General features: G+C 71.2%; 19 protein-coding genes. 12 read left to right on the top strand and 7 right to left on the bottom strand.

The features are described from left to right. The first annotated feature begins 141 nt into the window (after positions 1 to 141). The 11 genes from B4E97_RS05495 (at position 142) to B4E97_RS05445 (ending at position 8,887) form a co-directional block, all read left to right on the top strand. Positions 142 to 1,341 carry an acetyl-CoA C-acetyltransferase gene (locus B4E97_RS05495; protein ID WP_029212237.1) on the top strand — a complete coding sequence of 400 codons (1,200 nt, stop codon included), beginning with the start codon at positions 142 to 144 and terminating at the stop codon, positions 1,339 to 1,341. Positions 1,342 to 1,467: 126 nt separating this feature from the next. Beyond that, on the top strand, positions 1,468 to 2,427 hold the full coding sequence (gene meaB, locus B4E97_RS05490) for a methylmalonyl Co-A mutase-associated GTPase MeaB (RefSeq protein ID WP_029212238.1): 960 nt from the start codon (positions 1,468 to 1,470) through the stop codon (positions 2,425 to 2,427). 162 nt (positions 2,428 to 2,589) lie between these two features. After that, a complete protein-coding gene (locus B4E97_RS05485) occupies positions 2,590 to 3,429 on the top strand; it encodes a DUF4184 family protein (RefSeq protein WP_286958986.1) in 840 nt (279 codons plus the stop codon). A gap of 22 nt (positions 3,430 to 3,451) precedes the next feature. Next, entirely contained in the window at positions 3,452 to 3,763 is a 312-nt protein-coding gene (locus tag B4E97_RS05480) for a thiamine-binding protein (RefSeq protein ID WP_286958985.1), read from the top strand. Continuing rightward, the gene (locus tag B4E97_RS05475) at positions 3,760 to 4,224 is read left to right on the top strand and encodes a YybH family protein (RefSeq protein ID WP_239265354.1); all 465 of its coding nucleotides are present in this window, start codon (positions 3,760 to 3,762) and stop codon (positions 4,222 to 4,224) included. Before B4E97_RS05480 ends, B4E97_RS05475 begins: the two co-directional genes overlap by 4 nt. Continuing rightward, positions 4,221 to 4,685 carry a hypothetical protein gene (locus tag B4E97_RS05470; protein ID WP_239265351.1) on the top strand — a complete coding sequence of 155 codons (465 nt, stop codon included), beginning with the start codon at positions 4,221 to 4,223 and terminating at the stop codon, positions 4,683 to 4,685. Before B4E97_RS05475 ends, B4E97_RS05470 begins: the two co-directional genes overlap by 4 nt. Positions 4,686 to 4,734: 49 nt before the next feature. Beyond that, a complete protein-coding gene (locus B4E97_RS05465; RefSeq protein ID WP_239265348.1) occupies positions 4,735 to 5,250 on the top strand; it encodes a MarR family winged helix-turn-helix transcriptional regulator in 516 nt (171 codons plus the stop codon). A 94-nt stretch (positions 5,251 to 5,344) separates the two neighbouring features. Continuing rightward, positions 5,345 to 7,159, top strand: a complete 1,815-nt coding sequence (locus B4E97_RS05460; protein ID WP_029212244.1) for an acyl-CoA mutase large subunit family protein — start codon at positions 5,345 to 5,347, stop codon at positions 7,157 to 7,159. A gap of 70 nt (positions 7,160 to 7,229) precedes the next feature. Next, entirely contained in the window at positions 7,230 to 8,150 is a 921-nt protein-coding gene (locus B4E97_RS05455) for a tetratricopeptide repeat protein (RefSeq protein ID WP_286958984.1), read from the top strand. A 102-nt stretch (positions 8,151 to 8,252) separates the two neighbouring features. After that, positions 8,253 to 8,666, top strand: coding sequence for a hypothetical protein (locus B4E97_RS05450; protein WP_286958983.1), 414 nt, complete (start codon positions 8,253 to 8,255; stop codon positions 8,664 to 8,666). Further along, complete coding sequence (locus tag B4E97_RS05445; protein ID WP_286958982.1) at positions 8,666 to 8,887, top strand: winged helix-turn-helix domain-containing protein; 222 nt, start codon at positions 8,666 to 8,668, stop codon at positions 8,885 to 8,887. Before B4E97_RS05450 ends, B4E97_RS05445 begins: the two co-directional genes overlap by 1 nt. Here B4E97_RS05445 and B4E97_RS05440 read toward each other — a convergent pair. From B4E97_RS05440 to B4E97_RS05410, 7 genes are all read right to left on the bottom strand, one after another. Then, the gene (locus tag B4E97_RS05440) at positions 8,884 to 9,321 is read right to left on the bottom strand and encodes a GNAT family N-acetyltransferase (RefSeq protein ID WP_019285620.1); all 438 of its coding nucleotides are present in this window, start codon (positions 9,319 to 9,321) and stop codon (positions 8,884 to 8,886) included. The genes B4E97_RS05445 and B4E97_RS05440 overlap by 4 nt on opposite strands. Beyond that, the gene (locus B4E97_RS05435) at positions 9,318 to 10,118 is read right to left on the bottom strand and encodes an inositol monophosphatase family protein (RefSeq protein ID WP_286958981.1); all 801 of its coding nucleotides are present in this window, start codon (positions 10,116 to 10,118) and stop codon (positions 9,318 to 9,320) included. The genes B4E97_RS05440 and B4E97_RS05435 overlap by 4 nt, the downstream gene beginning before the upstream one ends. Before the next feature lie 152 nt (positions 10,119 to 10,270). After that, positions 10,271 to 11,935, bottom strand: coding sequence for a phosphoglucomutase (alpha-D-glucose-1,6-bisphosphate-dependent) (gene pgm / locus B4E97_RS05430; RefSeq protein WP_286958980.1), 1,665 nt, complete (start codon positions 11,933 to 11,935; stop codon positions 10,271 to 10,273). A gap of 142 nt (positions 11,936 to 12,077) precedes the next feature. Beyond that, complete coding sequence (locus B4E97_RS05425) at positions 12,078 to 13,358, bottom strand: lipase family protein (protein ID WP_286958979.1); 1,281 nt, start codon at positions 13,356 to 13,358, stop codon at positions 12,078 to 12,080. Between the two features lie 193 nt (positions 13,359 to 13,551). After that, positions 13,552 to 17,799, bottom strand: a complete 4,248-nt coding sequence (gene glgB / locus B4E97_RS05420) for a 1,4-alpha-glucan branching protein GlgB (protein ID WP_286958977.1) — start codon at positions 17,797 to 17,799, stop codon at positions 13,552 to 13,554. Position 17,800: 1 nt separating this feature from the next. Then, entirely contained in the window at positions 17,801 to 19,519 is a 1,719-nt protein-coding gene (gene treS / locus B4E97_RS05415) for a maltose alpha-D-glucosyltransferase (RefSeq protein ID WP_286958976.1), read from the bottom strand. A gap of 3 nt (positions 19,520 to 19,522) precedes the next feature. Beyond that, positions 19,523 to 21,544 (bottom strand): alpha-1,4-glucan--maltose-1-phosphate maltosyltransferase, encoded by a 2,022-nt coding sequence (locus B4E97_RS05410; RefSeq protein WP_286958975.1) that lies wholly within the window; start codon positions 21,542 to 21,544, stop codon positions 19,523 to 19,525. Positions 21,545 to 21,776: 232 nt separating this feature from the next. On the opposite strand from B4E97_RS05410, the gene B4E97_RS05405 reads away from it, so the two are divergent. Then, a complete protein-coding gene (locus B4E97_RS05405) occupies positions 21,777 to 24,362 on the top strand; it encodes a glycogen/starch/alpha-glucan phosphorylase (protein WP_286958973.1) in 2,586 nt (861 codons plus the stop codon). Positions 24,363 to 24,997 lie beyond the last annotated feature (635 nt).

The following is a 24,997-nucleotide window of genomic DNA, read 5'->3' as shown; positions in this document are numbered from 1 at the left end:
GGCCGACCGGCGGCGCGGTATGACGAGGCTCACGTCCCCGCACGACGCGACGCCCGTCACCCTCCGCAGAGCGAGGCGCCGGGACCTGGATAAGGTGGGCGGGCACGAGCCTGACCCACCACCGCTGCTGGAGGCCTCTCAATGTCCGCAACTGCCAGTCCGTCCGTCATCGTGGCCGGCGCCCGGACCCCGATGGGCCGGCTCATGGGCTCCCTCAAGGGGTTCTCCGGGGCCGACCTCGGCGCCGTCGCCATCAAGGGTGCGCTCGACAAGTCCGGCGTGGCGCCCGACCAGGTCGAGTACGTCATCATGGGCCAGGTCCTGGGCGCCGGCGTCGGTCAGATCCCCGCCCGCCAGGCCGCCGTCAAGGCCGGCATCCCGATGAGCGTCCCCGCCGTGACGGTCAACAAGGTGTGCCTGTCCGGGCTCGACGCGATCGCCCTGGCCGACCAGCTGATCCGCGCGGGGGAGTTCGACGTGATCGTGGCCGGCGGCCAGGAGTCGATGACCAACGCGCCTCACCTGCTCGCCAAGTCGCGCGACGGCTTCAAGTACGGCGACGCCACCCTGGCCGACTCGATGGTGGTCGACGGCCTGTGGGACGTCTTCACCGAGCAGCCGATGGGCCTGCTGACCGAGGCGGAGAACTCCGGCGACCTGGCGGTGTCCCGCGAGGAGCAGGACGCGTTCGCCGCGCGCTCGCACCAGCTGGCCGCGGCCGCGTGGGAGGCCGGTCGGTATGACGAAGAGGTCGTGCCCGTCACGATCCCGCAGCGCAAGGGCGACCCGATCGAGTTCCGCACCGACGAGGGCGTGCGCGGCGACACGACGACGGAGTCCCTCGGCAAGCTGCGTCCGGCCTTCACCAAGGACGGCACGATCACCGCCGGCACGGCCTCGCAGATCTCCGACGGCGCCGCCGCCGTGGTCGTCATGAGCAAGGCCAAGGCCGAGGAGCTCGGCCTCACCTGGATCGCCGAGATCGGCGCGCACGGCAACGTCGCCGGCCCCGACTCGTCCCTGCAGCAGCAGCCCGCCAACGCGATCGCCGCCGCCTGCCGCAAGGAGGGCATCGCCCCCACCGACCTCGACCTGATCGAGATCAACGAGGCCTTCGCGGCCGTCGGGATCGCCTCGACGCGCGAGCTCGGCGTGGACGCCGACAAGGTCAACGTCGACGGCGGCGCGATCGCGCTCGGCCACCCGCTCGGCATGTCCGGCGCCCGCATCGTGCTGCACCTCGCCCTGGAGCTGGGACGCCGCGGCGGCGGCACCGGCGTGGCCGCGCTGTGCGGTGGCGGCGGCCAGGGTGACGCGCTGATCATCAAGGTCGCCCAGTAGCAGACCCACCGGGGGCAGAGGCATCGACCGGCCTTCGCACCGCAGGCTGATGCCTTCGCCCCCGGTAGGTACGACCACGCCGCTCGCCAGCACGAGCGGCGCACCACGCAGGAGGAGCTGACAACCGTGTCCCGCCAGGTCGACATCCCGTCCCTCGTCGAGCAGGCCCGCGCCGGCCGCCCCCGCGCGGTCGCCCGCCTCATCTCGATGGTGGAGGACGCCCATCCGGCGCTGCGCGAGGTGATGGCGGCGCTCGCGCCCCACACCGGGCACGCCCACGTCATCGGGATCACCGGCTCCCCGGGCGTCGGCAAGTCGACCTCCACCAACGCGCTCGTCACCGCGCTGCGCCAGCGGGACCTGCGCGTCGGGGTCCTCGCCGTGGACCCGTCGTCGCCGTTCTCCGGCGGCGCGCTCCTCGGCGACCGCATCCGCATGGCCGACCACGTGCTCGACCCGCAGGTCTACATCCGCTCGATGGCCTCCCGCGGTCACCTCGGCGGCCTGTCCTGGACCACGCCGCAGGCGTTGCGGGTCCTCGACGCCGCGGGCTGCGACGTGATCCTCGTCGAGACCGTCGGCGTCGGGCAGAGCGAGGTCGAGGTCGTGGGGCTGGCCGACACGACGATCGTCCTGCTGGCGCCGGGGATGGGCGACGGCATCCAGGCCGCCAAGGCCGGGATCCTCGAGATCGGCGACGTCTTCGTGGTCAACAAGGCCGACCGCGACGGCGCCGACAACACGGTGCGCGACATCCGCCACATGATCTCGCTCGGCGACCGCACCGAGGCCGGGCTGTGGCGGCCACCGGTCATCAAGACCGTCGCCCACAAGCACGAGGGCGTCGACGAGGTCGTCGAGGCGCTCGACAAGCACGTCGCGTGGATGACCGACAAGGGCGTCCTGCGCCAGCGACGCCTCAAGCGGGCGACCGACGAGATCGAGTCGATCGTCATCAAGGGCCTGCGCGAGCGCATGGGTGACCTGCGTGGCGACCACGGCATGGAGGCCCTGGCCGCGGCCGTGGTCGACGGCCTGAGCGACCCCTACGCCGCGGCCGACCAAGTCATCGGCGACCTGACGTGACGTGACCTGGCCCGAGCCAATCGGCCACAGCCGACCGGGGTCGGACGGGTTCTCGTCCGAGGTCACCAGCAGTTTCGTTGTGCCGTATGCCGATCCACGGGCCCCCGTCACGATGTCCGATTCGTCACACGATGCCCACCCACGGTTGCGTACAGTGGTGAGGTGCCCTTCACCCTCGCCCACCCCGCTCTGGTGCTCCCGCTGCGCCGCAGTGGCCTGCCGCTGACCGCGCTGGTGGCCGGATCGCTGTCTCCCGACGTGCCGCTCTACGTCCCCGGCGGGTTGCTGGGCAGCCGTGACGAGGGGCACTCGTGGACGCACACCTGGTTCGGTCTCGCGGTGTTCGACCTGCCCGTCGGCATCCTGATGGTCGTCGCCTGGACCTACCTGCTCGCCGAGCCGCTGCGTGACGCCGCCCCTGACGCCCTGCGGGACCGGCTGCGCCGCCGCCGCGCCCTCCCTCGCTCCGCGTGGTGGTCGGTCCCGCTCGCGGTGCTGCTCGCCAACCTGGGTCACCTGGGCTGGGACCAGTTCACGCACGAGCCGAGCTGGACGACGAACCGGGTGCCCTTCCTCGTCCAGGTCGTCGCGGGCATCCCGATGAGCCGGTGGCTCATGTACGCCTTCTCCGTCCTCGGCCTGGTCGCGATCGCGTGGGTGATGTGGCGCGAGCTGCGGGACCGGCGGGTGCATCGCACGCCCCGGCTGCGACCCGACCTGGCCCCGTGGATCGTGCGCGCCCCCGTCATCGTCGCGGCGGCGCTCGCGGTCCGCACGATGATCACGGTGGGCCCCTACATGGGGACCCACGCCTTGCTCTACTACATGCTCACGTCAGGCATCGCGGCGGGTGCCGCGGTCCTGCTGGTGCTCTGCGTCGTGTGGCAGCTCGTGGCGCCGGTGGACGGGCCGGACGGGTCGGGCCGGCCCGACGCCATCGTCCCCGCCGACGACCGCAGCATCGACCGCGCCCACGAACGCACCCCCGACCAGGCGCGCTGAGGCCTCGTCCTAGGATCGAGGCATGCTCTTCGCCTTCTCGATCGCTCCCGCCACCGCCGCCGACGAGACCGGCTCGGTCTCCGACGCGGTCGCCGACGTCATCGCGGTGGTCCGCGACTCTGGCCTGCCCCATCGCACGGACGCGATGTTCACCACGATCGAGGGCGAGTGGGACGAGTGCATGGCGGTGATCAAGCGCGCGTGCGACGCCTGCGCCGAGCACAGCCCCCGCGTCAGCCTCGTCCTCAAGGCCGACCTGCGCCCGGGCCGGACGGGCGAGCTCGACGGCAAGCTGGAGCGCCTCGAGGCCAAGCTCGCCGACCGCCCCTCGTGATCGCCGAGCCCGAGCAGCTGGCTGACGCGTTCGTCGAGGCCTGGAACGACCACGACCCCGACGCCCTGGCAGACCTGTTCACCGCCGACGCGGACTTCGTCAACGTCGTGGGGCTGTGGTGGCGCGACCGGGCGGGGATCAGGGGAGCGCACGCCTACGGCTTCGAGCGGATCTTCGGGCAGAGCCGTATGACGCTCCGCCGTCGTCGCGTCCGCCGCCTCGGCGAGGTCGCCGTGGTCGTGGCGCAGTGGTCGTTGACCGGTCAGCTCTCGCCGGCGGGGGAGCCGGCCGGCGAGCGTCGCGGCGTGCTGACCCTCGTCGGACGCCGCGGCCAGGACGGGTGGCGCACCGTCAGCGCCCACAACACCGACACGGTTCCCGGCGTGGAGACCCACGTCGCGCGGGACGGCGGGCTCGACCCCACGGACTACCGCGAGCCGCGCGAGGGCGGGTCTCGATGACCGACATCCTCGTGGTGCTGGCGCTGCTCGTCGGCCTGGCCGTGCTCGCGGCGCTGGTCCTGTCCTGGCGGCGGCACCGCTCCCACCTGCCCGAGGGGCTCGTCGCGGTCGGGGTGCTCGCGATGGTGGCGGGCATGCTCGGCTGGGGAGCCTGGATCACCAGCCACGACGTGGACTCCTCCGTCGTGGCCGTGCAGGGCGGCGACCGGTGCCGCGTGACCTGGGTGGACCCCACGGACGCCACGCTCCGGGAGACGGACGTCGACTGCTCGGCCGACGACGACACGCCGCTGGGCCCCTCGGACGACCTGCGGATCAAGGCCCACACCGGCCTGCTGACGGGCACGGCGGTGTCGCACGAGGGGCCGACGACCTACGGCCTGAGGTTCTGGGTGCCGGGCCTCGGCACGGCGCTCGCCCTCGTCGGCCTCGTCCTGGTGCAGCGCCGCGCGAGGGGCTGACCCCGCCGAACGCCGGGCGCTGCGGCATACGGCCCTCTATCCTGCCCAGGTGACCGCCCCCCTCAACCTGCCGTTCGACCCGATCGCCCGCGCCGAGAGCTCGTGGCGCGAACGTTGGGGCGAGGCCGCGCCGTCCCGGCAGATGGCGACGGCCACGAGCCTGCTGCGGGTGGCGCAGATGCTCACGACGGCCTTCGACCAGGCGTGCGCGCAGCACGGGCTGACCTTCGCGCGCTACGAGGCGCTGGTGCTGCTGACCTTCGGCCGCGACAGCGGGCTGCCGATGAGCGTCATCGGGGAGCGGCTCATGGTCCACCCCACCAGCGCCACGAGCATCGTCCAGCGGCTCGAGGCGCAGGGATTCGTGCGGCGGGTGCCCAACCCGGCGGACGGTCGCGGCACGCTCGCCCAGATCACCGACGAGGGCCGCGCGGTGATGGAGGCGGCGACGCAGGACCTGCACGAGCTGGACTTCGGGCTGGACGTGCTGACGACGCACGAGCACGAGCAGCTGTTCGCCCTGCTGCGGCGCGTGCGGGTGGCCGGCGGCGACTTCACCTCGTGAGACCCCGGGCTTCGAGAGGGGCCCGAGGCGCCTGACGCGATCGGCGACGCCAGCCTGGTGACATTTACTAGGACGTCCTAGTAAATTGTGGTCCATGACCATCCAGGAGACCCAGCGCAGCGCCTCCGCCGCACCCGCCGCCGACTCGCCCGAGCGTCGCCGCGACGGGCGTCGCCGGTGGCAGGAGCGGTACGACGAGGCCGTGGCCAAGGGCCGCATCCGCACCGCCGACTTCACCACCCTGTCCGGCGTCGAGGTCGACCCGGTCTACGGCCCCACCGACGAGCAGGCCGCCGCCGACGAGCGCATGGACCGCATCGGCTGGCCCGGCGAGTTCCCCTACACCCGAGGGCTGCACGCGACGGGCTACCGCGGGCGCAGCTGGACGATCCGCCAGTTCGCCGGGTTCGGCAACGCGGTGCAGACCAACGAGCGCTACAAGATGATCCTGGCGCGCGGCGGCGGTGGCCTCTCGGTCGCCTTCGACATGCCGACCCTCATGGGTCGCGACTCCGACGACCCGATGAGCCTCGGCGAGGTCGGCCACTGCGGCGTCGCCATCGACTCGGCGTCCGACATGGACGTCCTGTTCAGCGACATCCCCATGGGCGACACCACCACCTCGATGACGGTCTCCGGGCCCGCCGTGCCGGTCTTCTGCATGTACCTCGTGGCCGCCGAGCGCCAGGGCGTCGACATCTCGACCCTCAACGGCACGCTGCAGACGGACATCTTCAAGGAGTACATCGCGCAGAAGGAGTGGCTCTTCGCCCCCGAGCCGCACCTGCGCCTCATCGGCGACCTGATGGCCTACTGCGACGAGAACATCAAGGCCTACAAGCCGCTCTCGGTCTCCGGCTACCACATCCGCGAGGCCGGCTCCACGGCCGCGCAGGAGCTCGCGTTCACCCTCGCCGACGGCTTCGGCTACGTCGAGCTGGGCCTGTCGCGAGGCCTGGACATCAACTCGTTCGCCCCGGGCCTGTCCTTCTTCTTCGACTCCCACGTCGACTTCTTCGAGGAGATCGCCAAGTTCCGCGCGGCCCGCCGCATCTGGGCGCGCTGGATGCGCGACGTCTACGGCGCCACCTCCGACAAGGCGATGCAGCTGCGCTTCCACACGCAGACGGCCGGGGTGTCCCTCACCGCCCAGCAGCCCTACAACAACGTCGTGCGCACGGCTGTCGAGGCGCTCGCCGCGGTCTTGGGCGGCACCAACTCGCTGCACACCAACGCGCTCGACGAGACCCTCGCCCTCCCGACCGAGCAGTCCGCGGAGATCGCGCTGCGCACCCAGCAGGTGCTCATGGAGGAGACCGGCATCACCAATGTCGCCGACCCGCTGGGCGGTTCGTGGTACGTCGAGGCCCTGACCGACACGATCGAGGCCGAGGCGGAGGCGATCTTCACCCGCATCCTGTCGATGGGCAAGGTCCCGGTCGAGTCCTCCGACAAGGCCAGGCTGGCCGAGGTCGTCCGCGACAACGTCGGCGTCGCCGAGGGCGGTCTGTGGCCGATGACGTCCGGCATCCTGCGCGGCATCGAGGAGGGCTGGTTCATGTCCGAGATCGGGGACGCGGCCTTCACCCACCAGCTGGCGCTCGAGTCGGGCCAGAAGCGCATCGTCGGCGTCAACTGCCTGACCGAGTCGGTCAGCTCCGAGCTCGACATCCTGCGCGTCTCGCACGAGGTGGAGCGCGAGCAGGTGGCCGCGCTCGGCCAGCGTCGCGCGGGGCGCAACGAGGAGATCGCGGCCGACGCCGTCCGGCGGATGGTCGAGGTGTCCCGCACCTCGGACAACATGATCCCGGCGATGCTCGACGCGGTCCGCGCCGAGGCGACGCTGGGAGAGATCTGCGACGCGCTGCGCGACGAGTGGGGCATCTACCGCGAGCCTGCTCGCTTCTGATCCCGCTCGGGTTAGATCGAGCTCGTCGTCCGGTTACCCGGCAGCGGACCGGGTGCGACACAATGCCCGTATGACGTCGCAGCCGTTCTCCAACGCCGCCGCTCGTGGTGCGGTCGACCTGTCCGGACTCAGCCAGCAGCCCGCCGGCGCCCCCGCCCAGGGTGGGGGCGCCCGCCAGGGCTCCCCGGTCGTGGTGGAGGCCACCGAGGCCACGATCCAGCAGATCATGCAGCAGTCGGTCAGCGTGCCGTCCGTCCTGCTCGTGTGGAGCGCCACCCGGGGCGGCCAGGAGGTCGTCGCCGACTTCGCCGCCGTCGCCGAGGCCAGCGGTGGTCGGTTCGTGCTCGCGACGGTCGACGTCGACAGCAACCCCGGCCTCGCGCAGGCGCTGCAGGTGCAGCAGATCCCCATGGCGGTCGGCCTGCTCCAGGGCCAGCCCGTGCCGCTGTTCGTCGGCAGCCAGCCCAAGGACGTCATCCAGCAGTACGTCGACGAGCTGCTCAAGGTCGCCGTCGCCAACGGCATCACCGGCCGGGTCGACGTGGGGGAGCAGGCCGACCCCGACGCCGAGGTCCCGATGTCGCCGGAGCACGAGGAGGCCTTCACCGCCCTCGAGCGCGGTGACTTCGAGGGCGCCCGGGCGGCATACGACAAGGCCCTGGCCAAGGACCCCCAGGACCGCGACGCCCAGGTGGGCAAGGCCCAGGTCGACCTGCTCGAGCGCACCACCGGTGTCGACCTGCAGGCCGCCCGCCAGGCCGCGGCCGACGACCCGTCCGACGTGGGCGCGCAGCTGCTGGTGGCCGACCTCGACGTCATGGGCGGGCACGTGGAGGATGCCTTCCTGCGGCTCGTCGACCTCGTGCGCACGCTGGCCGGCGACGACCGCGAGACGGTCCGCCTGCACCTGATCACCCTCTTCGACGTCGTGGGCAACGACGACCCGCGCGTCAAGAAGGGCCGCACGTCCCTCATGTCCGCCCTCTTCTGACCTACCTCAGGTAGTCACGTCCGCCGGGGTTGGCACCCCAGGTCGAGGTGACTACCTCAGGTAGATCCGCCCACGACGTCCCCGACACACCCAGGAGCGCCGATGCCCGACCTGCAGCCGGTCTACGACGAGCTCGTCCGTCGACTGTCGGTGCACGAGGACGTGTTCCGCACGACCGACAACGTCACGGAGGCCAACTGCGACGGAGGTCGCAAGGAGGCGCAGGCGCCCGACCCCGGCAGCTACCTGCTGCTCGGCGCGCCCTTCCGCAACTACTCCGACGGGATCTCCTTCGCCGGGGTCCGGCTCGGCAAGCGCTATGTCAGCTATCACCTGATGTGCGCCTACCTGCGGCCCGAGACGGTCGCCGACATGTCGCCGGAGCTGCGCAAGAGGATGCAGGGCAAGTCCTGCTTCACCTTCACCAAGGTCGACGCGGCGTTGTTCGACGAGCTCGACGAGATCACCCGCCGGGGTCGGGACCACTTCGCCGCCGAGGGCCTCACCCTCCGCTGATGGGGCAGGACGCGACCGACGAGGAGCGCCGGCGCCTGCGGGCGGTGGCCCATCCGCTGCGTCTGCGGATGCTGTCGCTCCTGACCGGGGCCGAGCTCAGCGCCACCGAGGTGTCGCGCGAGCTCGACATCACCCAGGCCAACGCGAGCTATCACCTCCGGGCGCTCCTGGGGGCGGGGCTGATCGAGGTGGTGGCCTCAGAGGAGCGGGTCCGCGGTTAGCGGGTGGCGTGCCCGCCATCCCACTCCAGCATGGTCTTGCCGCTCGAGTCCCGGGCGCCCAGCGAGCGATAGGTCGCCAGGGCAGCCTCGTTGTCGGTGTCCGTGACCGTCCACAGGGCGCTGCAGCCACGCTCGGTCGCGATCGCCTGCAGCTCGCGGAGCAGGGCGGAGGCGATGCCGCGGCGCTGCTGCGCGGGGTCCACGGCCAGCTCGTAGACGAACATCTCGGTGCCCTTGTCGGGGTGGCCCATCTCGACCCCGCTGACGAACCCGACCGGCCGGTAGCCCTCGATCGCCAGCACGAGGTGGTGCCCGGGCATCTCGAGGAATCGTCGCGCGCCCTCCTCGGTGGGCGGGGTGCCGAACAGGTCGCCGGCGGCCAGCACCAGCAGCGCGTCGCGGTGGCCGAGACGCGTCAGTCGCAGCGAGCTCATCGGGCGGCGGCCTCGCGCTCGTCGCGGGGCAGGCAGGTGATCATCGCCTCGGCCACCTGGTCGACCGCGGTGGGGGAGCCGGCGACGTGCCAGGTGTGTCCCCCGACCGGCACCAGCCGCGTCACGCCGCCGGCGGCCTCCACGAGCGCCTGGCCGGGATACCAGTCCCAGGGGTGGCAGTCCGCTTGGTACCACACGCCCACGCGGCTGTCGGAGGTCCAGGCGAGGTCGACCGACGCCGACCCGAGCATGCGGACCGTCGCGCACAGCCGGGTCGCCTCGGCCCACGGCGCGATCATCTCGGGCCGACCGAACCTCGTCGGGTGCAGGTAGGTCGCCGCGCTGACCAGGTCGAGCGACAGGTCGCGGACGGGGCCGACGGGCACGCCGTTGCACGTCGTGGGGTGGTCGCGGCCCCCCAGCCAGAGCTGGTCGCTCTCGGGGTGGTAGACGGCACCGAGGATCGGCCCCTCGTCGTCCACGAGGGCGAGCGCGGAGCACCAGTGCGTCATGCCGTGCAGGAAGTTGTAGGTCCCGTCGACCGGGTCGATGAACCATCTGCGGCCGCTCGTGGCCGGGGCGCTCGTCCCCTCCTCGCCGACGAGGCCGTCGTCGGGGCGCTCGGCCCGCAGCCGCGAACCCACGAGCTCCTCCGCCGCGTGGTCGGCGGCGGTGACGACGTCCGACACCGAGGTCTTGCGGGTCCCCTCAAGGCCCGCGGCGCGCATCTCGAGCGCCAGCGTGCCGGCGGAGCGGACCAGGTCGGCGGCGAGGGCGAGATCGTCGGCAGAGGTCATGGGGGCCAGCCTAGTGGTGCCGCGGGGGGTGCACCCGCCCGCGCTCACGACCTCGCGCGCACCCCGCGGTATGCCGAGAGCCCGGCCGCCTCGTGGGGATCCGCGACGCGGCCGGGCTCCGGCATACGGTCAGGACCGCCGTCGGCCGCCGGTCACTGTCCCAGGGCGGCGGAGACGACCGCCCGCGCCTCCTCCTGGACCTGCGCGAGGTGCTCCGGCCCCTTGAAGGACTCGGCGTAGATCTTGTAGACGTCCTCGGTGCCGGACGGGCGGGCCGCGAACCACGCGGACTCCGTCGTCACCTTGAGGCCGCCGATCGCCGCGCCGTTGCCCGGCGCCTCCGTCAGCTTGGCCGTGATCGGCTCTCCCGCAAGGGACTCCGCGGCGACGTCCGAGGGGGACAGCGCCTTGAGGTTGGCCTTCTGCTCGCGGTTGGCCGGGGCGTCGACGCGGGCGTAGGCCGGGTCGCCGTGGCGGGCCACGAGCTCGGCGTAGTGCTGCGAGGGGGACGTCCCGGTCTTGGCCTGGATCTCGCTCGCGAGGAGCGCCAGGATGATGCCGTCCTTGTCGGTCGACCACACGGACCCGTCGAAGCGCAGGAAGGACGCGCCCGCCGACTCCTCGCCGCCGAACGGCCCGGAGCCGTCGAGCAGCCCGGGCACGAACCACTTGAAGCCCACCGGCACCTCGACGAGCCGCCGCCCGAGGTCGGCCGCGACGCGGTCGATCATCGACGACGAGACCAGCGTCTTGCCGATGAACCCGTCGGCGGGCCAGTCGGGTCGGCCGCCGCCGTAGAGGTACTGGATCGCCACGGCGAGGTAGTGGTTGGGGTTCATCAGGCCGCCGTCCGGCGTGACGACGCCGTGCCGGTCGGAGTCCGCGTCGTTGCCGGTCGCGATGTCATAGTTGTCCTTCTGCGCGATGAGCGAGGCCATCGCGGAGGGGGAGGAGCAGTCCATCCGGATCTTCTCGTCCCAGTCGAGCGTCATGAACCGCCAGGTCGGGTCGACGAGCGGGTTCACCACGGTCAGGTCGAGGCCGTAGTGCTCACCGATGGCGCCCCAGTAGTCGACCGCCGCGCCGCCGAGCGGGTCCGCGCCGATGCGGACGCCCGCCTCCTTGATCGCGGCCAGGTCGATGACGTTGGCGAGGTCCTCGACGTAGATGCGCTTGAACTCGTAGGGCTCGCACGCGGCCCGGGCCTCGGCGAACGGCACGCGCTTGACGCCCTCGAGCCCGGCCTTGATGTAGTGGTTGGCCCGCTTGGCGATCCAGCCCGTCGCGTCGGTGTCGGCGGGCCCGCCGTGCGGCGGGTTGTACTTGAAGCCACCGTCGCTCGGCGGGTTGTGCGAGGGGGTGACGACGATGCCGTCGGCGAGGCCGCTGTCGGCGGGCAGGTCGTCGACGCCCGAGATCTTGCCCTGGTTGGCCCGCAGGATGGCGTGCGAGACCGCCGGGGTTGGGGTGTAGCGGTCCTCCGCGTCCACCATCACGTGCACGTCGTTGGCCACGAGGACCTCCAGCGCCGACGCCCAGGCCGGCTCGGACAGGCCGTGCGTGTCGCGCCCGATGAACAACGGGCCGTCGAAGCCCTGCTCGGTGCGGTAGTCCACGATCGCCTGCGTCGTCGCCAGGATGTGGTCCTCGTTGAACGCGGTCCGCAGGCTGCTCCCGCGGTGCCCCGACGTCCCGAACGCGACCTGCTGGTCGATGTCGTCGGGGTCCGGCTTGCCGGTGTAGTAGGCGGTCACGAGGTGGGCCACGTCCACCAGGTCACGGGGCTCGGCGGGCTGTCCTGCACGGTTGGCGGTCATGGTTCCTATCCTGGCAGGGATGCCGCACCCGGGCATCCGGGCGCGGTGAGAGCCGTATGCCGCCCGCCGCCGTCACGCGGGGTGACGGCGGCGGACGGCATACGGTCAGGTGCTGGTCAGGTGCTGGTCAGGTGCTGGCCCGTCACAGGACCGCGCAGGTGCTGACCTGCGGCAGGCCCCCGAACCTCGCCTCGAAGAACGGGAGGGCGAGCGCCGAGGTGCTGAGGATCCCACCGACGTGCGCCGGGGCGAGCAGCGGGCGGAAGGACACGTTGGCGCCCTTGGCGCACCAGTCCTTGGCCAGCTGCTTGCCGACGGGGTAGGGGATGACGTCGTCGGACACGGAGTGCGTGATCATCACCGGGGCGTTGGGCTTGCGGTTGCCGATCCGGTTGTCCGCCAGGATGCTTCGCAGCGGCTCCTCGCCGAAGGAGGACGTGAACGGCAGCCCGTCCTTGGTGAGGGTCGCGCTCTTGACGAACGCCAGGTCGAACAGCCCGGTGACGCAGTTCTGCTCGACCTTGGGCAGCAGGGCCACGCCCTTGTCGTTGAGGATCGAGGCCGGGTCGACGTGGTAGGCCGCGAACAGGCCGGCCGTCGCGTAGAGCTCGAACGCGGAGTAGAGCGTCCCGTCGATCTTGGCGGGGACCGCGCTGGACAGGTCGGCGGGGGGCGCACCGGCGACGGTGCCCTTGACCGTGAGCTCAGGGGCGTAGGACGCGGCCAGCTCGGCGGCCGCCGCCACGGCGCCGCCGCCCTGGGAGTAGCCGGTGAGGCCGATCGGGGTGGAGGTATCGGTGCCGGGGAAGCCCGCCCGCTGCGCCGCGCGCGCCATGTCGAGCACCGCGTGACCCTGGGCCTCGCGCACCATGTAGGTGTGCGTGCCAGGGGTCCCGAGCCCCTGGTAGTCGGTCAGGGCGACCGTGTAGCCGCGGAAGAGCAAGTCCTTGAAGAACAGCGTCTCGTACTCCGACATCGCCTTGAGCTGGCGGGAGGGGGCGCAGGAGTCGCCCATGCCCTGGGTGCCGGCGGCGTAGCTGATGATGGGCCGTTTGCCCGGACCGATCCAGGGGGTCTTGGGCGAGACCATCACGCCGGTGACGGCGATCGAGCGGCCCTCGCGGTCCTTGGAGGAGTACATGACGCGGCGGGCGTCGAAGGTGAGGGAGGAGGCGTCCAGGGGGTCGAGGACGTTGTCGGCCTTCTCCGTGCGGATGATGGTGCCGGGCGTGCTGGGGATCTGGGCGGGCGGCTCGTAGAACGCGGGACGAGCGGGCTCGGGGGAGTCGCTCAGGGTGCTGGCGCCGGCGGTGCCGGGGATCGCGTGCTCGTCCGCCGAGGCGATCGCCGGGGCGATGGCGAGGAGGGTGACGGCGAGGACGGCGGTCGCGGCGGTGCGACGGCGGGGCAGGGCAGAGGACAACGGTGTCTCCTGTCGGGAGGGGTGAGGTGCCGTGAGGCTACCCGCCGGTAGGCCTCCTTGCCTCGACCTTGTTACTCACCAGTTCGCATGACCATGCGCGAGTGCGCGGCCGCCCCTGTCGGCCTTGAGCATGCGGGAGGGGCCCCACCGTGCTGGTGGGGCCCCTCCGGTCGTATGCCGTGACCGCGCGTTGTCAGACCTGCGTCTCGTCCGGGGTGGCGCCCAGCTCGGGCCGCGAGGCCGCGTCGGCACCGATCTCGGTCGATGTCGAGGCCGAGGCCGAGGCCGAGGTCGAGGTTGAGGCCAAGGTCGAGGCCGACGTCGAGGTCAGCTCGGGGCGCTCCTGCCGCAGCACCGCCGTGGGCTCGGCCGGGACGGGGGTCTCCGCGCTGAACCACACCGTGGCGAGCGGCGGCACCGTGATCTCGGCGGAGTAGGGGAGCCCGTGCCAGGGGATCTCCTCAGCGACGACCTGGCCGAGGTTGCCGACCCCGGAGCCGGCCCACTCGGTCGCGTCGGTGTTGAGCACCTCGCGCCAGACGCCCGGGTGGGGCAGGCCGATGCGGTACTGGTGGTGCGGACCGCCCGAGAAGTTGGACACGCAGGCCACCGCGGGACGGCCCTCGCCCTCGTCCTTGCCGTAGCGCAGGAACGAGAACACGTTGCCCTGGGCGTCGTTGGCGTCGACCCAGCGGAAGCCCTCGCCGGACGTGTCGAGCTGCCACAGGGCGGGCGACTCGCGGTAGGTGCCGTTCATCGACTTGACCATCTGGTGCACGGCGAGGTGCCACGGCTGGTCCAGGAGCCACCAGTCCAGGCTCCGCGCGTCGGCCCACTCGGCCTCCTGCGCGAACTCCTGACCCATGAACAGCAGCTTCTTGCCGGGGTGGGCCCACATGAAGCCGAGGTAGGCGCGCAGGTTGGCGAGCTGCTGCCAGCGGTCGCCGGGCATCTTGCGGAGCAGGGAGCCCTTCCCGTAGACGACCTCGTCGTGCGAGATCGGCAGCACGAAGTTCTCGCTGAACGCGTAGACCATGCCGAAGGTCATCTCGCCGTGGTGGTACTGCCGGTAGATGGCCTCGTGCTCGACGTAGTCGAGTGTGTCGTGCATCCAGCCCATGTTCCACTTGAAGCCGAAGCCCAGGCCGCCGATCTCGGTGGGTCGGGTGACGCCCGGCCAGGACGTGGACTCCTCGGCGATGACCATCGCGCCCGGGTGGTGCTTGTAGACCGTCGCGTTGGTCTCCTGCAGGAGCTGCACGGCGTCGAGGTTCTCCCGGCCGCCGTACTGGTTGGGCAGCCACTCGCCCTCGTTGCGGGAGTAGTCGAGGTAGAGCATCGACGCCACCGCGTCGACCCGCAGGCCGTCGATGTGGAACTCCTCGAGCCAGTAGAGCGCGTTGGCGACGAGGAAGTTGCGCACCTGCGGACGACCGAAGTCGAACACGTGGGTGCCCCAGTCGGGCTGGTCGCCGCGGCGGGGGTCCGGGTGCTCGTAGAGCGCCTCGCCGTCGAACTTCGCCAGGGCGAAGGCGTCCTTCGGGAAGTGCGCCGGGACCCAGTCGAGGATGACGCCGACACCGGCCTGGTGCAGCGCGTCCACGAGGTGGCGGAACTCGTCGGGCGAGCCGAAGCGCGAGGTCGGGGCGTAGTAGCCGGTGACCTGGTAGCCCCAGGACGGGCCGTAGGGGTGCTCGGCGACGGGGAGGAACTCCACGTGGGTGAAGCCGAGGTCGTTGACGTAGGCGACGAGCTGGTCCGCGAGCTCGGTGTAGGACAGCCCCAGCCGCCACGAGCCCAGGTGGACCTCGTAGATGCTCATGGGCTGCTCGTGGCGCTGCGTGGCGTCGCGCTCGGTGATCCAGGCCTCGTCGGACCAGCGGTAGGTCGACTCGTCGACGACCGACGCGGTGGCCGGCGGGATCTCGGTGCGCCGCGCCATCGGGTCGGCCTTGGCGCGCCACTGGCCGTCCTTGCCGAGGATCTCGTACTTGTAGCGGGTGCCGGGCTCCACGCCGGGGATGAACAGCTCCCACAGGCCCGAGCCACCGAGCGACCGCATCGGGTGGCCCTGGGAGTCCCACGTGTTGAAGTCGCCGGCGACGCGGACGGTGCGGGCGTTGGGCGCCCAGACGGCGAAGCTGGTGCCCCGCGTCGTGCCGAGCGGGCCGTCGTAGGACCGGACGTGCGAGCCCAGGACGTCCCACAGCTGCTCGTGGCGTCCCTCGGAGATGAGGTGGATGTCGACCTCGCCGAGGGTCGGCCAGAAGCGGTAGGGGTCGTCGACCGTGTGCTTGAACCCGTCGCCGTAGTCCACCGCCACGCGGTAGTCGGGCACCTGGTCGGCCTCGATGGTGGCGGTCCAGACACCCTCGTGCTCGTGCTGGAAGGGGACGACCCGGCCGTCGAGGACGAGGTCGACCGTCGCGGCCCGCGGCTTGAAGGTGCGCACGGTGACGACGCCCTCGCCCTGGTGCGGCCCGAGGACCGAGTGCGGGTCGTGGTGGTGACCGTGGACGAGCCGGTTGATCTCGTCCGTGTGCACCGGCACCGGACGGGGGCCGGTCGGCGTCACGGACCGCGCGGGTGCGGCGGCCTGGGTGGACGTGCTGGTCTCCGTGGACGCGCCGGTCTCCGTGGACGGCCTGGCCTCGGTGGACGCGGTGCTGTCGGTGGACATGGCTGCCGCGGCGCGGGAGCGGACCTCCTGGGCGGCGGAGCCCGCGGCGTTGCGCGCCGCCTCGCCGACCTGCGAGGCCACGGCTGCGCCGACGGCGCCCACGACGCCGGAGACCGCACCGAGCAGCCGCGACGACCGGTCGCCGCCGTCGCTCTCCTGCGTCGGCTTCTCGCGGCGCGTGCTGCCGGAGCCGGTTGGTGCGGCGTCGGCCGAGGGAGCGGCCGTCCGGGGGGTGCTGGGGGTGCTGGGGGTGCTGGGGGTGCTGGTCGCGCTGGCGCTGTCGGCCGACTCGTCGGTGCGGGGTGCGTCGTGGTCCTTCATCGTTGTTCCCTTCGCTGCAGCCACCAGGCGCTCGACGGCGCCGGTGGGGATGGGGAGCCACGAGGGACGGTTGCGTGCCTCGTAGACCACTTCGTACAGGGCCTTGTCGAGCTCCATGGCGCGCAGCACCTCGGGCTCGTGGCGGGGGTCGCGCCCGGTGGCGTCGGCGTAGCCGTCGAGGAAGGCCTCGCGGGCGGCGTGCGCCCAGGCGGCGGCGCTCTCGGAGCGGCTCGCGTCCTCCTGCGCGACCGAGCCGGCCGCGTAGTCGAAGGACCGGAGCATGCCAGCCACGTCGCGGACGGCCAGGTCGGGGACGGTGCGCTCGGCGAGCGGGCGCAGGGGCTCGCCCTCGAAGTCCAGCAGCACCCAGCCGCGCCCGGGCACGTCGAGGACCTGCCCGAGGTGGTAGTCGCCGTGGATGCGCTGCAGCAGCGGCCAGTCGGCGTCGCGGGCGGCGGCGAGGATCGCGTCGACCTCGGCCTCCTGCTCGCGCAGCGGCGGGTGGGCCTCGGCGGCCAGGACCCAGCGGCTGCGCATCGACAGCGCCAGGGTGCGGTGGTCCTCGTCGGTGGCCTCGGCGGTCTCCATCGCCTCGGCGAGCGTGCGGTGCACCTCGCCGGTGGCGACGCCGAGGGCGCGGGCGCGCTCGGTGAAGTCCGTGCCGGTGCTGGCGGCCTCGAGCGCGACGCGCCAGGCGTCGCGGACGTCGGGCAGGAACTCCTGGGCGAACGCGAGGTGGCCGCGGACGTCGTGCCCGTTGTCGGTCCAGCGCCCGCGCAGCGAGCCGAGGGGCCTCGGGACCAGCGTCGAGCCGGCCTCGGCCAGGGCGGTCTGCACCGTGACGTCGGGGTTGTCGCCGGCCGACAGCACGCGGAACACCTTGACGATCAACGGTGCCGGGGCACCGTCCGCGTCGTCCGCGGTGACGATGATCGAGGTGTTGGACTGCTCGCCGGACAGCACCTTGGCGCTGCGTATGGCGACGCGCCCGACCCCGTCGACGGGGCTGCCCTGCGCGCCGGCGTCGACCTTGCCGTGGTCCGGGGTGGCCTCGGTGTCTCCCTCGACGATGGTGCGGACGAGCTCGGCGACGTAGGCGGGGTCGTGCGGCGCGTCGTAGACGTAGCGCGGGCCGAGCACCGAGTGCTCCATCGTGCCGACGAGCGCGTGCTCACCGCCCTCGAGGGGCGTCGCGCGATAGGTGAGGGGCACCTGGTAGAGCACGGGAGGCTCGGCCGCGGTGTCGCGGACCAGCAGCGTCTCGATGCCGACCTCGCCCTCGGGGTCCTGGAAGCGGTAGCCACCGACCCGCGCGAGCTGGGGACCGTCCTCGGAGCCCTTGCCGATGAACCACCGCTGCTCGCCGATCCACGCCTGCAGGGCCTCGAGCTTGGTCGGCTCCAGCGTGGCTCCGGCCTCGATCTTGCACGTGCCTGCCATCTCAGTCCTCGTTCCCGGTCTTGCGGACCAGCTTGAGCCAGAAGAAGTCTCGCGAACCCATGGTCACCGTGAAGCGTGCCCGCTCGTCCACGGAGACGAAGCCGCTGCCGCCGAACAGGTCCTGCACCTGGGCTCCGGCATACGCGCTGGGCAGCTGGATCCTGGTGCCCTGGGGGCGCGGCGACAGGTTGTTGACGCACAGGACGGTCTCGGCGGGGGTGTCCTCGTCCGCCTCGGCCTCGGTGACCTCGCGCAGGAAGGCGAGGATCGCGTCGTTGTCGCTCGGCATGACGGTGAAGGTGCCCATGCCCATCACCGGGTGGTGACGGCGCACCTGCAGCATGCCGCGCATCCAGTGCAGCAGCGACGAGCTGGACGCCATCGCCGCCTCGACGTTGACGTTGTTGTGGTGGTAGACGAGCGACTGGATGACCGGCAGGTAGAGCTTGCCGGGGTCGGCGCTGGAGAAGCCCGCGTTGCGGTCCGGCGTCCACTGCATGGGCGTGCGCACCGCGTCGCGGTCGTTGAGCCAGATGTTGTCGCCCATGCCGAGCTCGTCGCCGTAGTACAGGCACGGCGAGCCGGGCAGGGACAGGACCAGCGCGTTGATCAGCTCGATCTCGGCGCGGGAGTTGTCCAGCAGGGGAGCGAGGCGGCGGCGGATGCCGACGTTGGCCTTCATGCGCGGGTCGGGGGCGTACCAGCCGTACATCGCGGCCCGCTCCTCGTTGTCCACCATCTCGAGCGTCAGCTCGTCGTGGTTGCGCAGGAAGGTGCCCCACTGCGTGCCCGTCGGGATCTCGGGGGTCTCCTCGAGCACCTTGATGATGGGCGTGGCCTTGCCCTCGCGCAGCGCGTAGTACAGGCGCGGCATCACGGGGAAGTGGAAGCACATCTGGCACTCCGGCGCCTCCTCGGAGCCGAAGTAGTCCACGACCTCGTGGGGCATCTGGTTGGCCTCGGCCAGCAGGATGCGACCGGGGTACTCCTCGTCCACCATGCGCCGCAGCTGGGCCAGGAACTCGTGCGTCTTGGGGTGGTTCTCGCCGTTGTGCCCGTCCTCCTCGAAGAGGTAGGGGACGGCGTCGAGCCGGAACCCGTCGATGCCCATGTCCATCCAGTAGCGGACGATGTCGAACATCTCCTCCTGGACCTTGGGGTTCTCGAAGTTGAGGTCCGGCTGGTGGGAGAAGAAGCGGTGCCAGAAGAACTGCCGGCGCACGGGGTCGAAGGTCCAGTTGGAGACCTCGGTGTCCACGAAGATGATGCGCGCGTCGGAGTACTTGGTGTCGTCGTCGGACCAGACGTAGTAGTCGCCGTAGGGCCCCTCGGGCTCCGAGCGGCTCGCCTGGAACCACGGGTGCTGGTCGCTGGTGTGGTTCATCACGAAGTCGGTGATGATCCGGATGCCGCGGGCGTGGGCCTGCGACACCAGCTCCTTGAACTCCGGCAGCGTCCCGAACTCCGGCAGCACCGCGCGGTAGTCGGCGATGTCGTAGCCGCCGTCGCGCAGCGGCGACGCGTAGAACGGGGGCAGCCACAGGCAGTCGACACCGAGCCACTGGAGGTAGTCGAGCTTGCCGAGCAGGCCGGTGAAGTCACCGGCGCCCGACCCGTTGCTGTCGGCGAAGGCGCGGACGAGCACCTCGTAGAAGACAGCCTTGCGGAACCAGCGCGGGTCGTGCTTGAGCCCGGGCTGGGCGAGGTTGAGGCCGTGCACCTGTCAGAACCTCCGGACGTGGATGATGTGGGCGGGTTCGGCGTCACGGCCGAGGCGGACGAAGTTGTCCGGTCCCCAGTGCCAGGACTGCTGGGTCATCTCGTCGTGCGCCACGAACCCGTCACCGTATCCCAGACCGAGGGCGGCCATGTCCAGGTGGATCCAGGACTCCCGCGTCGAGTGCGGGTCGAGGTTGGCGACGACGATGACGGTGTCGTCGTGACCGTCGGGTGTGCGTGCGGTCTTGGAGAACACGATGATGTTCTCGTCCTCGCAGTGGTGGAACGTGATGTTGCGCAGCAGCCTCAGCGAGGGGTGCCAGTGACGGATCTGGTTGAGCGTGCGCAGGTAGCCGTCGAGCGACTGACCGGCCTTGGGCCCACCGGGCGCGTAGTCCGCCCAGCCGCGGTCCTTGAGCTGGTACTTCTCGTTGTCGATCTGCTCCTCGGCACCCGGGCGCGCGACGTGCTCCATCAGCTCGTAGCCCGCGTAGATGCCGTAGGTCGGGACGAGGGTGGCCGCGAGCGCAGCCCGGACCTTCCAGGCCGCCGGCCCGCCGTACTGCATGTAGGGCGTGAGGATGTCGTGCGTCGTCGGCCAGAAGGACGGGCGCATGTAGGCCGCGGCGTCGCCGGCGAGCTCGGTGACGTACTCCTCGAGCTCCCACTTCTCGTTGCGCCACGCGTAGTACGTGTAGGACTGCTGGAAGCCGATCTTGCCCAGCGTGTGCATCATCGCGGGCTTGGTGAACGCCTCGGCCAGCCAGATGATCTCGGGGTGGGTCTTGGCCACGTCGGCGATCAGCCACTGCCAGAACTCGACCGGCTTGGTGTGCGGGTTGTCCACGCGGAACAGCGTGACGCCGTGGTCGATCCACACCTGGATGACGTCGCGGACGGCCTGGTAGATCCCCGCCGGGTCGTTGTCGAAGTTCAGCGGATAGATGTCCTGGTACTTCTTGGGCGGGTTCTCGGCATACGCGATGGTCCCGTCGGCCCGCGTCGTGAACCACTCCGGGTGCTCGGTGACCCAGGGGTGGTCGGGCGAGCACTGCAGGGCGATGTCGAGGGCGACCTCGAGCCCCAGCTCGCGCGACCGGGCGACGAACGCGTCGAAGTCCTCGAACGTGCCGAGGCTCGGCTCGATCGCGTCGTGGCCACCCGCCTCGGAGCCGATGGCGTACGGCGAGCCCGGGTCCAGCGGTCCCGCGGTCAGGGTGTTGTTGGGGCCCTTGCGGTTGGTCCTGCCGATGGGGTGGACCGGGGTGAGGTAGACGACGTCGAAGCCCATGTCCCGGATCGCCGGCAGCCGCTCGGCGGCGGTGCGCAGCGTCCCGGTGTGCCAGGTCCCGTCGGCGTCCTGGTAGGCGCCCTCGGAGCGGGGGAAGATCTCGTACCACGCCCCGGCCAGCGCCAGCTGGCGCTCGACCAGCCAGCTCTGCTCGGGGGAGGGGGACACGTAGTCCCGCAGCGGGCGGGCCGTGATCTCACGCGCGACGGCGTCGCCCGCCCCGGCATACAGCCGCTCGGGCACCGGACGGGAGGTGTCGCGCAGGGCGACGACGGCCTCCCGCAGGACCTGCTGCTGCTCGGGGGAGCGCTCGACCTCGGCGAGGGCCCGCTCGAGCACGAGCGCACCCTCCTCGAGCATGAGCTCGACGTCGACGCCGGCCTCGACCTTGATGACGGCGTCGTGGTGCCAGGTGCCGTAGGGGTCGGACCAGCCCTCGACGCGGTAGGACCACAGGCCCTCCCGGTCGGCGGCGATCTGCGCCTCCCACAGGCTCAGGCCGACGTTGGTCGAGCGCATCGGGACGTATGCCGTGCGCCCGTCCGGATCGGTGATGGCGACGGAGGCGTTCACGGCGTCATGGCCCTCGCGGAACACCCGCGCGGTGACGGTGAACGGCTCGTGCACGACGGACTTGGCGGGCAGTCGCCCCTCGTCGACGCGAGGGGTCACGTCGAGCACGGGGATGCGGCCGATGGGGGTCTGGGGGGCGGATGACAGTCGTGGGGCGGTCACTCGCGTCACGGTACCCAAAGAGTGTGTCCGGATCGCACCTGAGAGGTCGTCGTCTCGCCCAGCGGAGCGTTTCCTCGCCGGTTCTCGCAGGTTACGGCGTGGTGCGGCCAAGGCCGGGTCTCCAGGGGGGCCCGTCCACTACAGTTGGCGGCAGTCCCGGACCGCCCCAGGCCGCGCTGCAGCGGACCGTCGGATTCTTCGTGTCCGGGTGAACCACGACACCGGAGGCGACATGACGCAGGACGCGACCCCGCTGGACCCCAGCTCGAGCTGGCTGGCGGACGAGAGGCCCCTGCCCTACGACACCACGACGACCGGACCGTCGCTCGAGCCGAGCAACCCGCTGGCCACCGCGCCGGTCGCCCGGCCCCCGCGCACGGTCGACGGGTTCGCCCGGGAGTACCTGCGCGAGCTGAACTTCGGCGAGGGCGTGGCCCTGTCGCGAGCGTCCCAGAACGACCAGTACCTCGCCCTGGCGCGCACGATCCGGCACTACCTCATGGCGGACTGGCTGGAGACGGCCCGGCGTCGCCGCGAGCACCCGACCAAGATGGTCGGCTACCTGTCGGCGGAGTACCTCCTCGGCCGGCAGATGGGCAACGCCCTGCTCGCGACCGACCTCGGCGCGATCGCCGACCAGGCGCTCAAGACCCTCGGCCTGGACCTGCGGACGCTGCGCGCCCAGGAGGTCGAGCCCGGCCTCGGCAACGGCGGCTTGGGGCGCCTCGCCGCCTGCTTCGTCGACTCCCTGGCCACGATGGACGTCCCGTGTATCGGCTACGGCATCCGCTACGAGTACGGCATCTTCCGGCAGACCTTCGAGGGCGGCCGGCAGGTCGAGGTCCCCGACTCGTGGCTCTCGCTCGGCGGACCGTGGGAGTTCCCGCACCCGGACCGCGCGGTGACCGTGGGCTTCGGCGGCAGCACCGAGACCTACGTCGAGGACGCGGGGGACGGCTCCGGCCGCCAGGTCCAGCGCAACCGCTGGGTGCCGGCCTGGAACGTCCTCGGCGTGCCCTACCACTACATGGTCCCGGGCTACCAGAACGGCGTGGTCAACACCCTGCGCCTGTGGAGCGCCCGCGCCACGCAGGCCTTCGACCTGCAGATCTTCAACTCCGGCGACTACGCGGCAGCCGTGCGCGCCCAGACCTTCGCCGAGAACATCTCCAAGGTGCTCTACCCCGAGGACTCCACCCCGCAGGGCCGCGAGCTGCGCCTGCAGCAGCAGTACTTCTTCGTCGCCTGCTCGCTCAAGGACTTCATCGACCGCACGCTGGAGAAGGACTTCGACCTCCACCGCCTGCACGAGCGGATCATCTTCCAGCTCAACGACACCCACCCGGTCATCGCGATCCCCGAGATGATGCGCCTGCTGATGGACGAGCACGGCATGGAGTGGGACGAGGCATGGGCCGTCACGCAGAAGTGCTTCGCGTACACCTGCCACACGCTGCTACCGGAGGCCCTCGAGGTCTGGCCCGTCGAGCTCGTCGGCCGTCTCCTGCCGCGCCACCTCGAGATCATCTACCGCATCAACGAGGAGTTCCTCGAGACGGTCCGCGAGGCCTTCCCGGGCGACGAGCTGCGGGTGCGTCGTATGTCGATCATCCAGGACCACCCCGAGCGCGCCGTCCGCATGGCCAACCTCGCCACGGTGGCCGGGGTCAAGGTCAACGGCGTGGCCGAGCTGCACTCGCAGCTGCTGCGCGACAAGGTCCTGCCGGACTTCTCCGAGATGTGGCCCGACAAGTTCACCAACGTCACCAACGGCGTGACCCCGCGCCGCTTCATCCGCCTCGCCAACCCCACGCTGTCGCAGCTGATCACCGACACCATCGGCGTCGGCTGGGAGACCAAGCTGGAGCGGCTGGAGAGCCTCGAGCCGTACGCCGAGGACGAGGAGTTCCGCGAGCGCTTCGCCGCGGCCAAGCAGGCCAACAAGAAGCGCCTGCGCGAGCTGCTGGCGGTGCGCGACGGCATCGAGCTGCCCGAGCACGGCATGGTCGACGTGATGGTCAAGCGTCTGCACGAGTACAAGCGCCAGACGCTCAAGCTCCTGCACATCGTCTCGCTCTACGAGCAGATCATCTCGGGGCAGATCGACAAGGACTCGGTCGTGCCGCGCACGTTCGTGTTCGGCGCCAAGGCGGCCCCCGGCTACCACATGGCCAAGGAGATCATCTACCTCATCAACTCGGTCGCCGCGACGATCAACGCGGACGAGCGCGTCAAGGGTGTGCTGACGGTGGCCTTCCCGGCCAACTACAACGTCACGCTCGCCAACAAGCTCATCCCGGCCGCCGACCTGTCCGAGCAGATCTCGCTCGCCGGCAAGGAGGCGTCGGGCACGGGCAACATGAAGTTCGCCCTCAACGGCGCGCTCACCATCGGCACGGACGACGGCGCCAACGTCGAGATCCGCAAGCTCGTGGGTGACGACAACTTCTTCCTGTTCGGCATGGACGAGCCGCAGGTCGCGGCGCTGCAGGCCAAGGGCTACGTGCCCAGCGCGGTCTACGAGGCCAACCCGCAGCTGAAGCGGGCCATCGACCTGGTCGCGTCGGGGCACTTCACCGGCGGCGACCGTGGCCTGGCCGCAACCGTCGTCGACGACCTGCTCTACAACGACCGGTTCATGACGCTGGCGGACTTCCAGTCCTACATCGACGTGCAGGGCGAGGTCGACGAGGCCTACCGCGACCAGGAGCGCTGGACGCGCTCGGCGATCCTCAACGTCGCCCGCAGCGGCTTCTTCTCCTCCGACCGGTCGATGAAGGACTACCTGCGGCGCATCTGGATGCCCACGCACGACTGACCGCCCGCGTCACCCCACCGCACCCCGAAGATCGTCAGTGTTTGGTCCACCTTTCTTGGACCGAACACTCACGATCCCAGTGGGGTGTGGGTGGGATCCAGGCAGCTGCCGTATGACGGGCCAACGGCCTCTCGCCGTCCTCCGCACGCCGGCTCGACTCCGCCTGACGCGGCTGCGGCTGCGCGTTCCCGCCTACGTGGCTCCGGCCAGCTCCCGGGGCGTGCTGCAGCGCGCCGCCGTGACCAGTCGGCGCCACCGTGACCAGCCGGTGCCACCGTGACCAGCCAGCGCCACGGTCCTAAGTCTTGGCTGCCGGTCGCCGTCTTGAGCTGCAGCCCCAGACGGGGATCGGCCGCCCAGACGGGAGACGGTCATAGAGACGGGGGACAGTGCTGAGTGCTGTCCGGTGGTGGGTTCCTGCCTACGTGGCTCCGGCCAGCTCCGGTGGCGTGCTGCAGCGCGCCACCGTGACCAGGCGCCGCCGCCGTGCCCAGTCGGCGCCGCCGGCTGCGCTGCCGGCCTGCGTCTGGATCACCGTCCTGCGTCTGGGCCACTGTCCTAAGTCTTGGCTGCCGGCCGCCGTCTTGAGCTGCAGCCCCAGACGGGGATCGGCCACCTAGGGCGTGTCTCTTAAA

Source organism: Arsenicicoccus sp. UBA7492 (assembly GCF_002479615.1).
Lineage (GTDB): Bacteria > Actinomycetota > Actinomycetes > Actinomycetales > Dermatophilaceae > Arsenicicoccus > Arsenicicoccus bolidensis.
Note: the sequence above shows the minus strand (reverse complement) of the source record. Positions and strands in the feature narration are given on the sequence as shown.

Excerpts from the sequence above, each read along its gene's own strand:
- B4E97_RS05470 (WP_239265351.1), top strand. The coding sequence starts at position 4,221 with ATGACCGACATCCTCGTGGTGCTGGCGCTGCTCGTCGGCCTGGCCGTG.
- B4E97_RS05455 (WP_286958984.1), top strand. The coding sequence starts at position 7,230 with ATGACGTCGCAGCCGTTCTCCAACGCCGCCGCTCGTGGTGCGGTCGAC.
- B4E97_RS05450 (WP_286958983.1), top strand. The coding sequence starts at position 8,253 with ATGCCCGACCTGCAGCCGGTCTACGACGAGCTCGTCCGTCGACTGTCG.
- B4E97_RS05480 (WP_286958985.1), top strand. The coding sequence starts at position 3,452 with ATGCTCTTCGCCTTCTCGATCGCTCCCGCCACCGCCGCCGACGAGACC.
- pgm (WP_286958980.1), bottom strand. The coding sequence starts at position 11,935 with ATGACCGCCAACCGTGCAGGACAGCCCGCCGAGCCCCGTGACCTGGTG.
- B4E97_RS05460 (WP_029212244.1), top strand. The coding sequence starts at position 5,345 with ATGACCATCCAGGAGACCCAGCGCAGCGCCTCCGCCGCACCCGCCGCC.
- glgB (WP_286958977.1), bottom strand. The coding sequence starts at position 17,799 with ATGGCAGGCACGTGCAAGATCGAGGCCGGAGCCACGCTGGAGCCGACC.
- B4E97_RS05495 (WP_029212237.1), top strand. The coding sequence starts at position 142 with ATGTCCGCAACTGCCAGTCCGTCCGTCATCGTGGCCGGCGCCCGGACC.
- B4E97_RS05440 (WP_019285620.1), bottom strand. The coding sequence starts at position 9,321 with ATGAGCTCGCTGCGACTGACGCGTCTCGGCCACCGCGACGCGCTGCTG.
- B4E97_RS05445 (WP_286958982.1), top strand. The coding sequence starts at position 8,666 with ATGGGGCAGGACGCGACCGACGAGGAGCGCCGGCGCCTGCGGGCGGTG.
- B4E97_RS05435 (WP_286958981.1), bottom strand. The coding sequence starts at position 10,118 with ATGACCTCTGCCGACGATCTCGCCCTCGCCGCCGACCTGGTCCGCTCC.
- B4E97_RS05405 (WP_286958973.1), top strand. The coding sequence starts at position 21,777 with ATGACGCAGGACGCGACCCCGCTGGACCCCAGCTCGAGCTGGCTGGCG.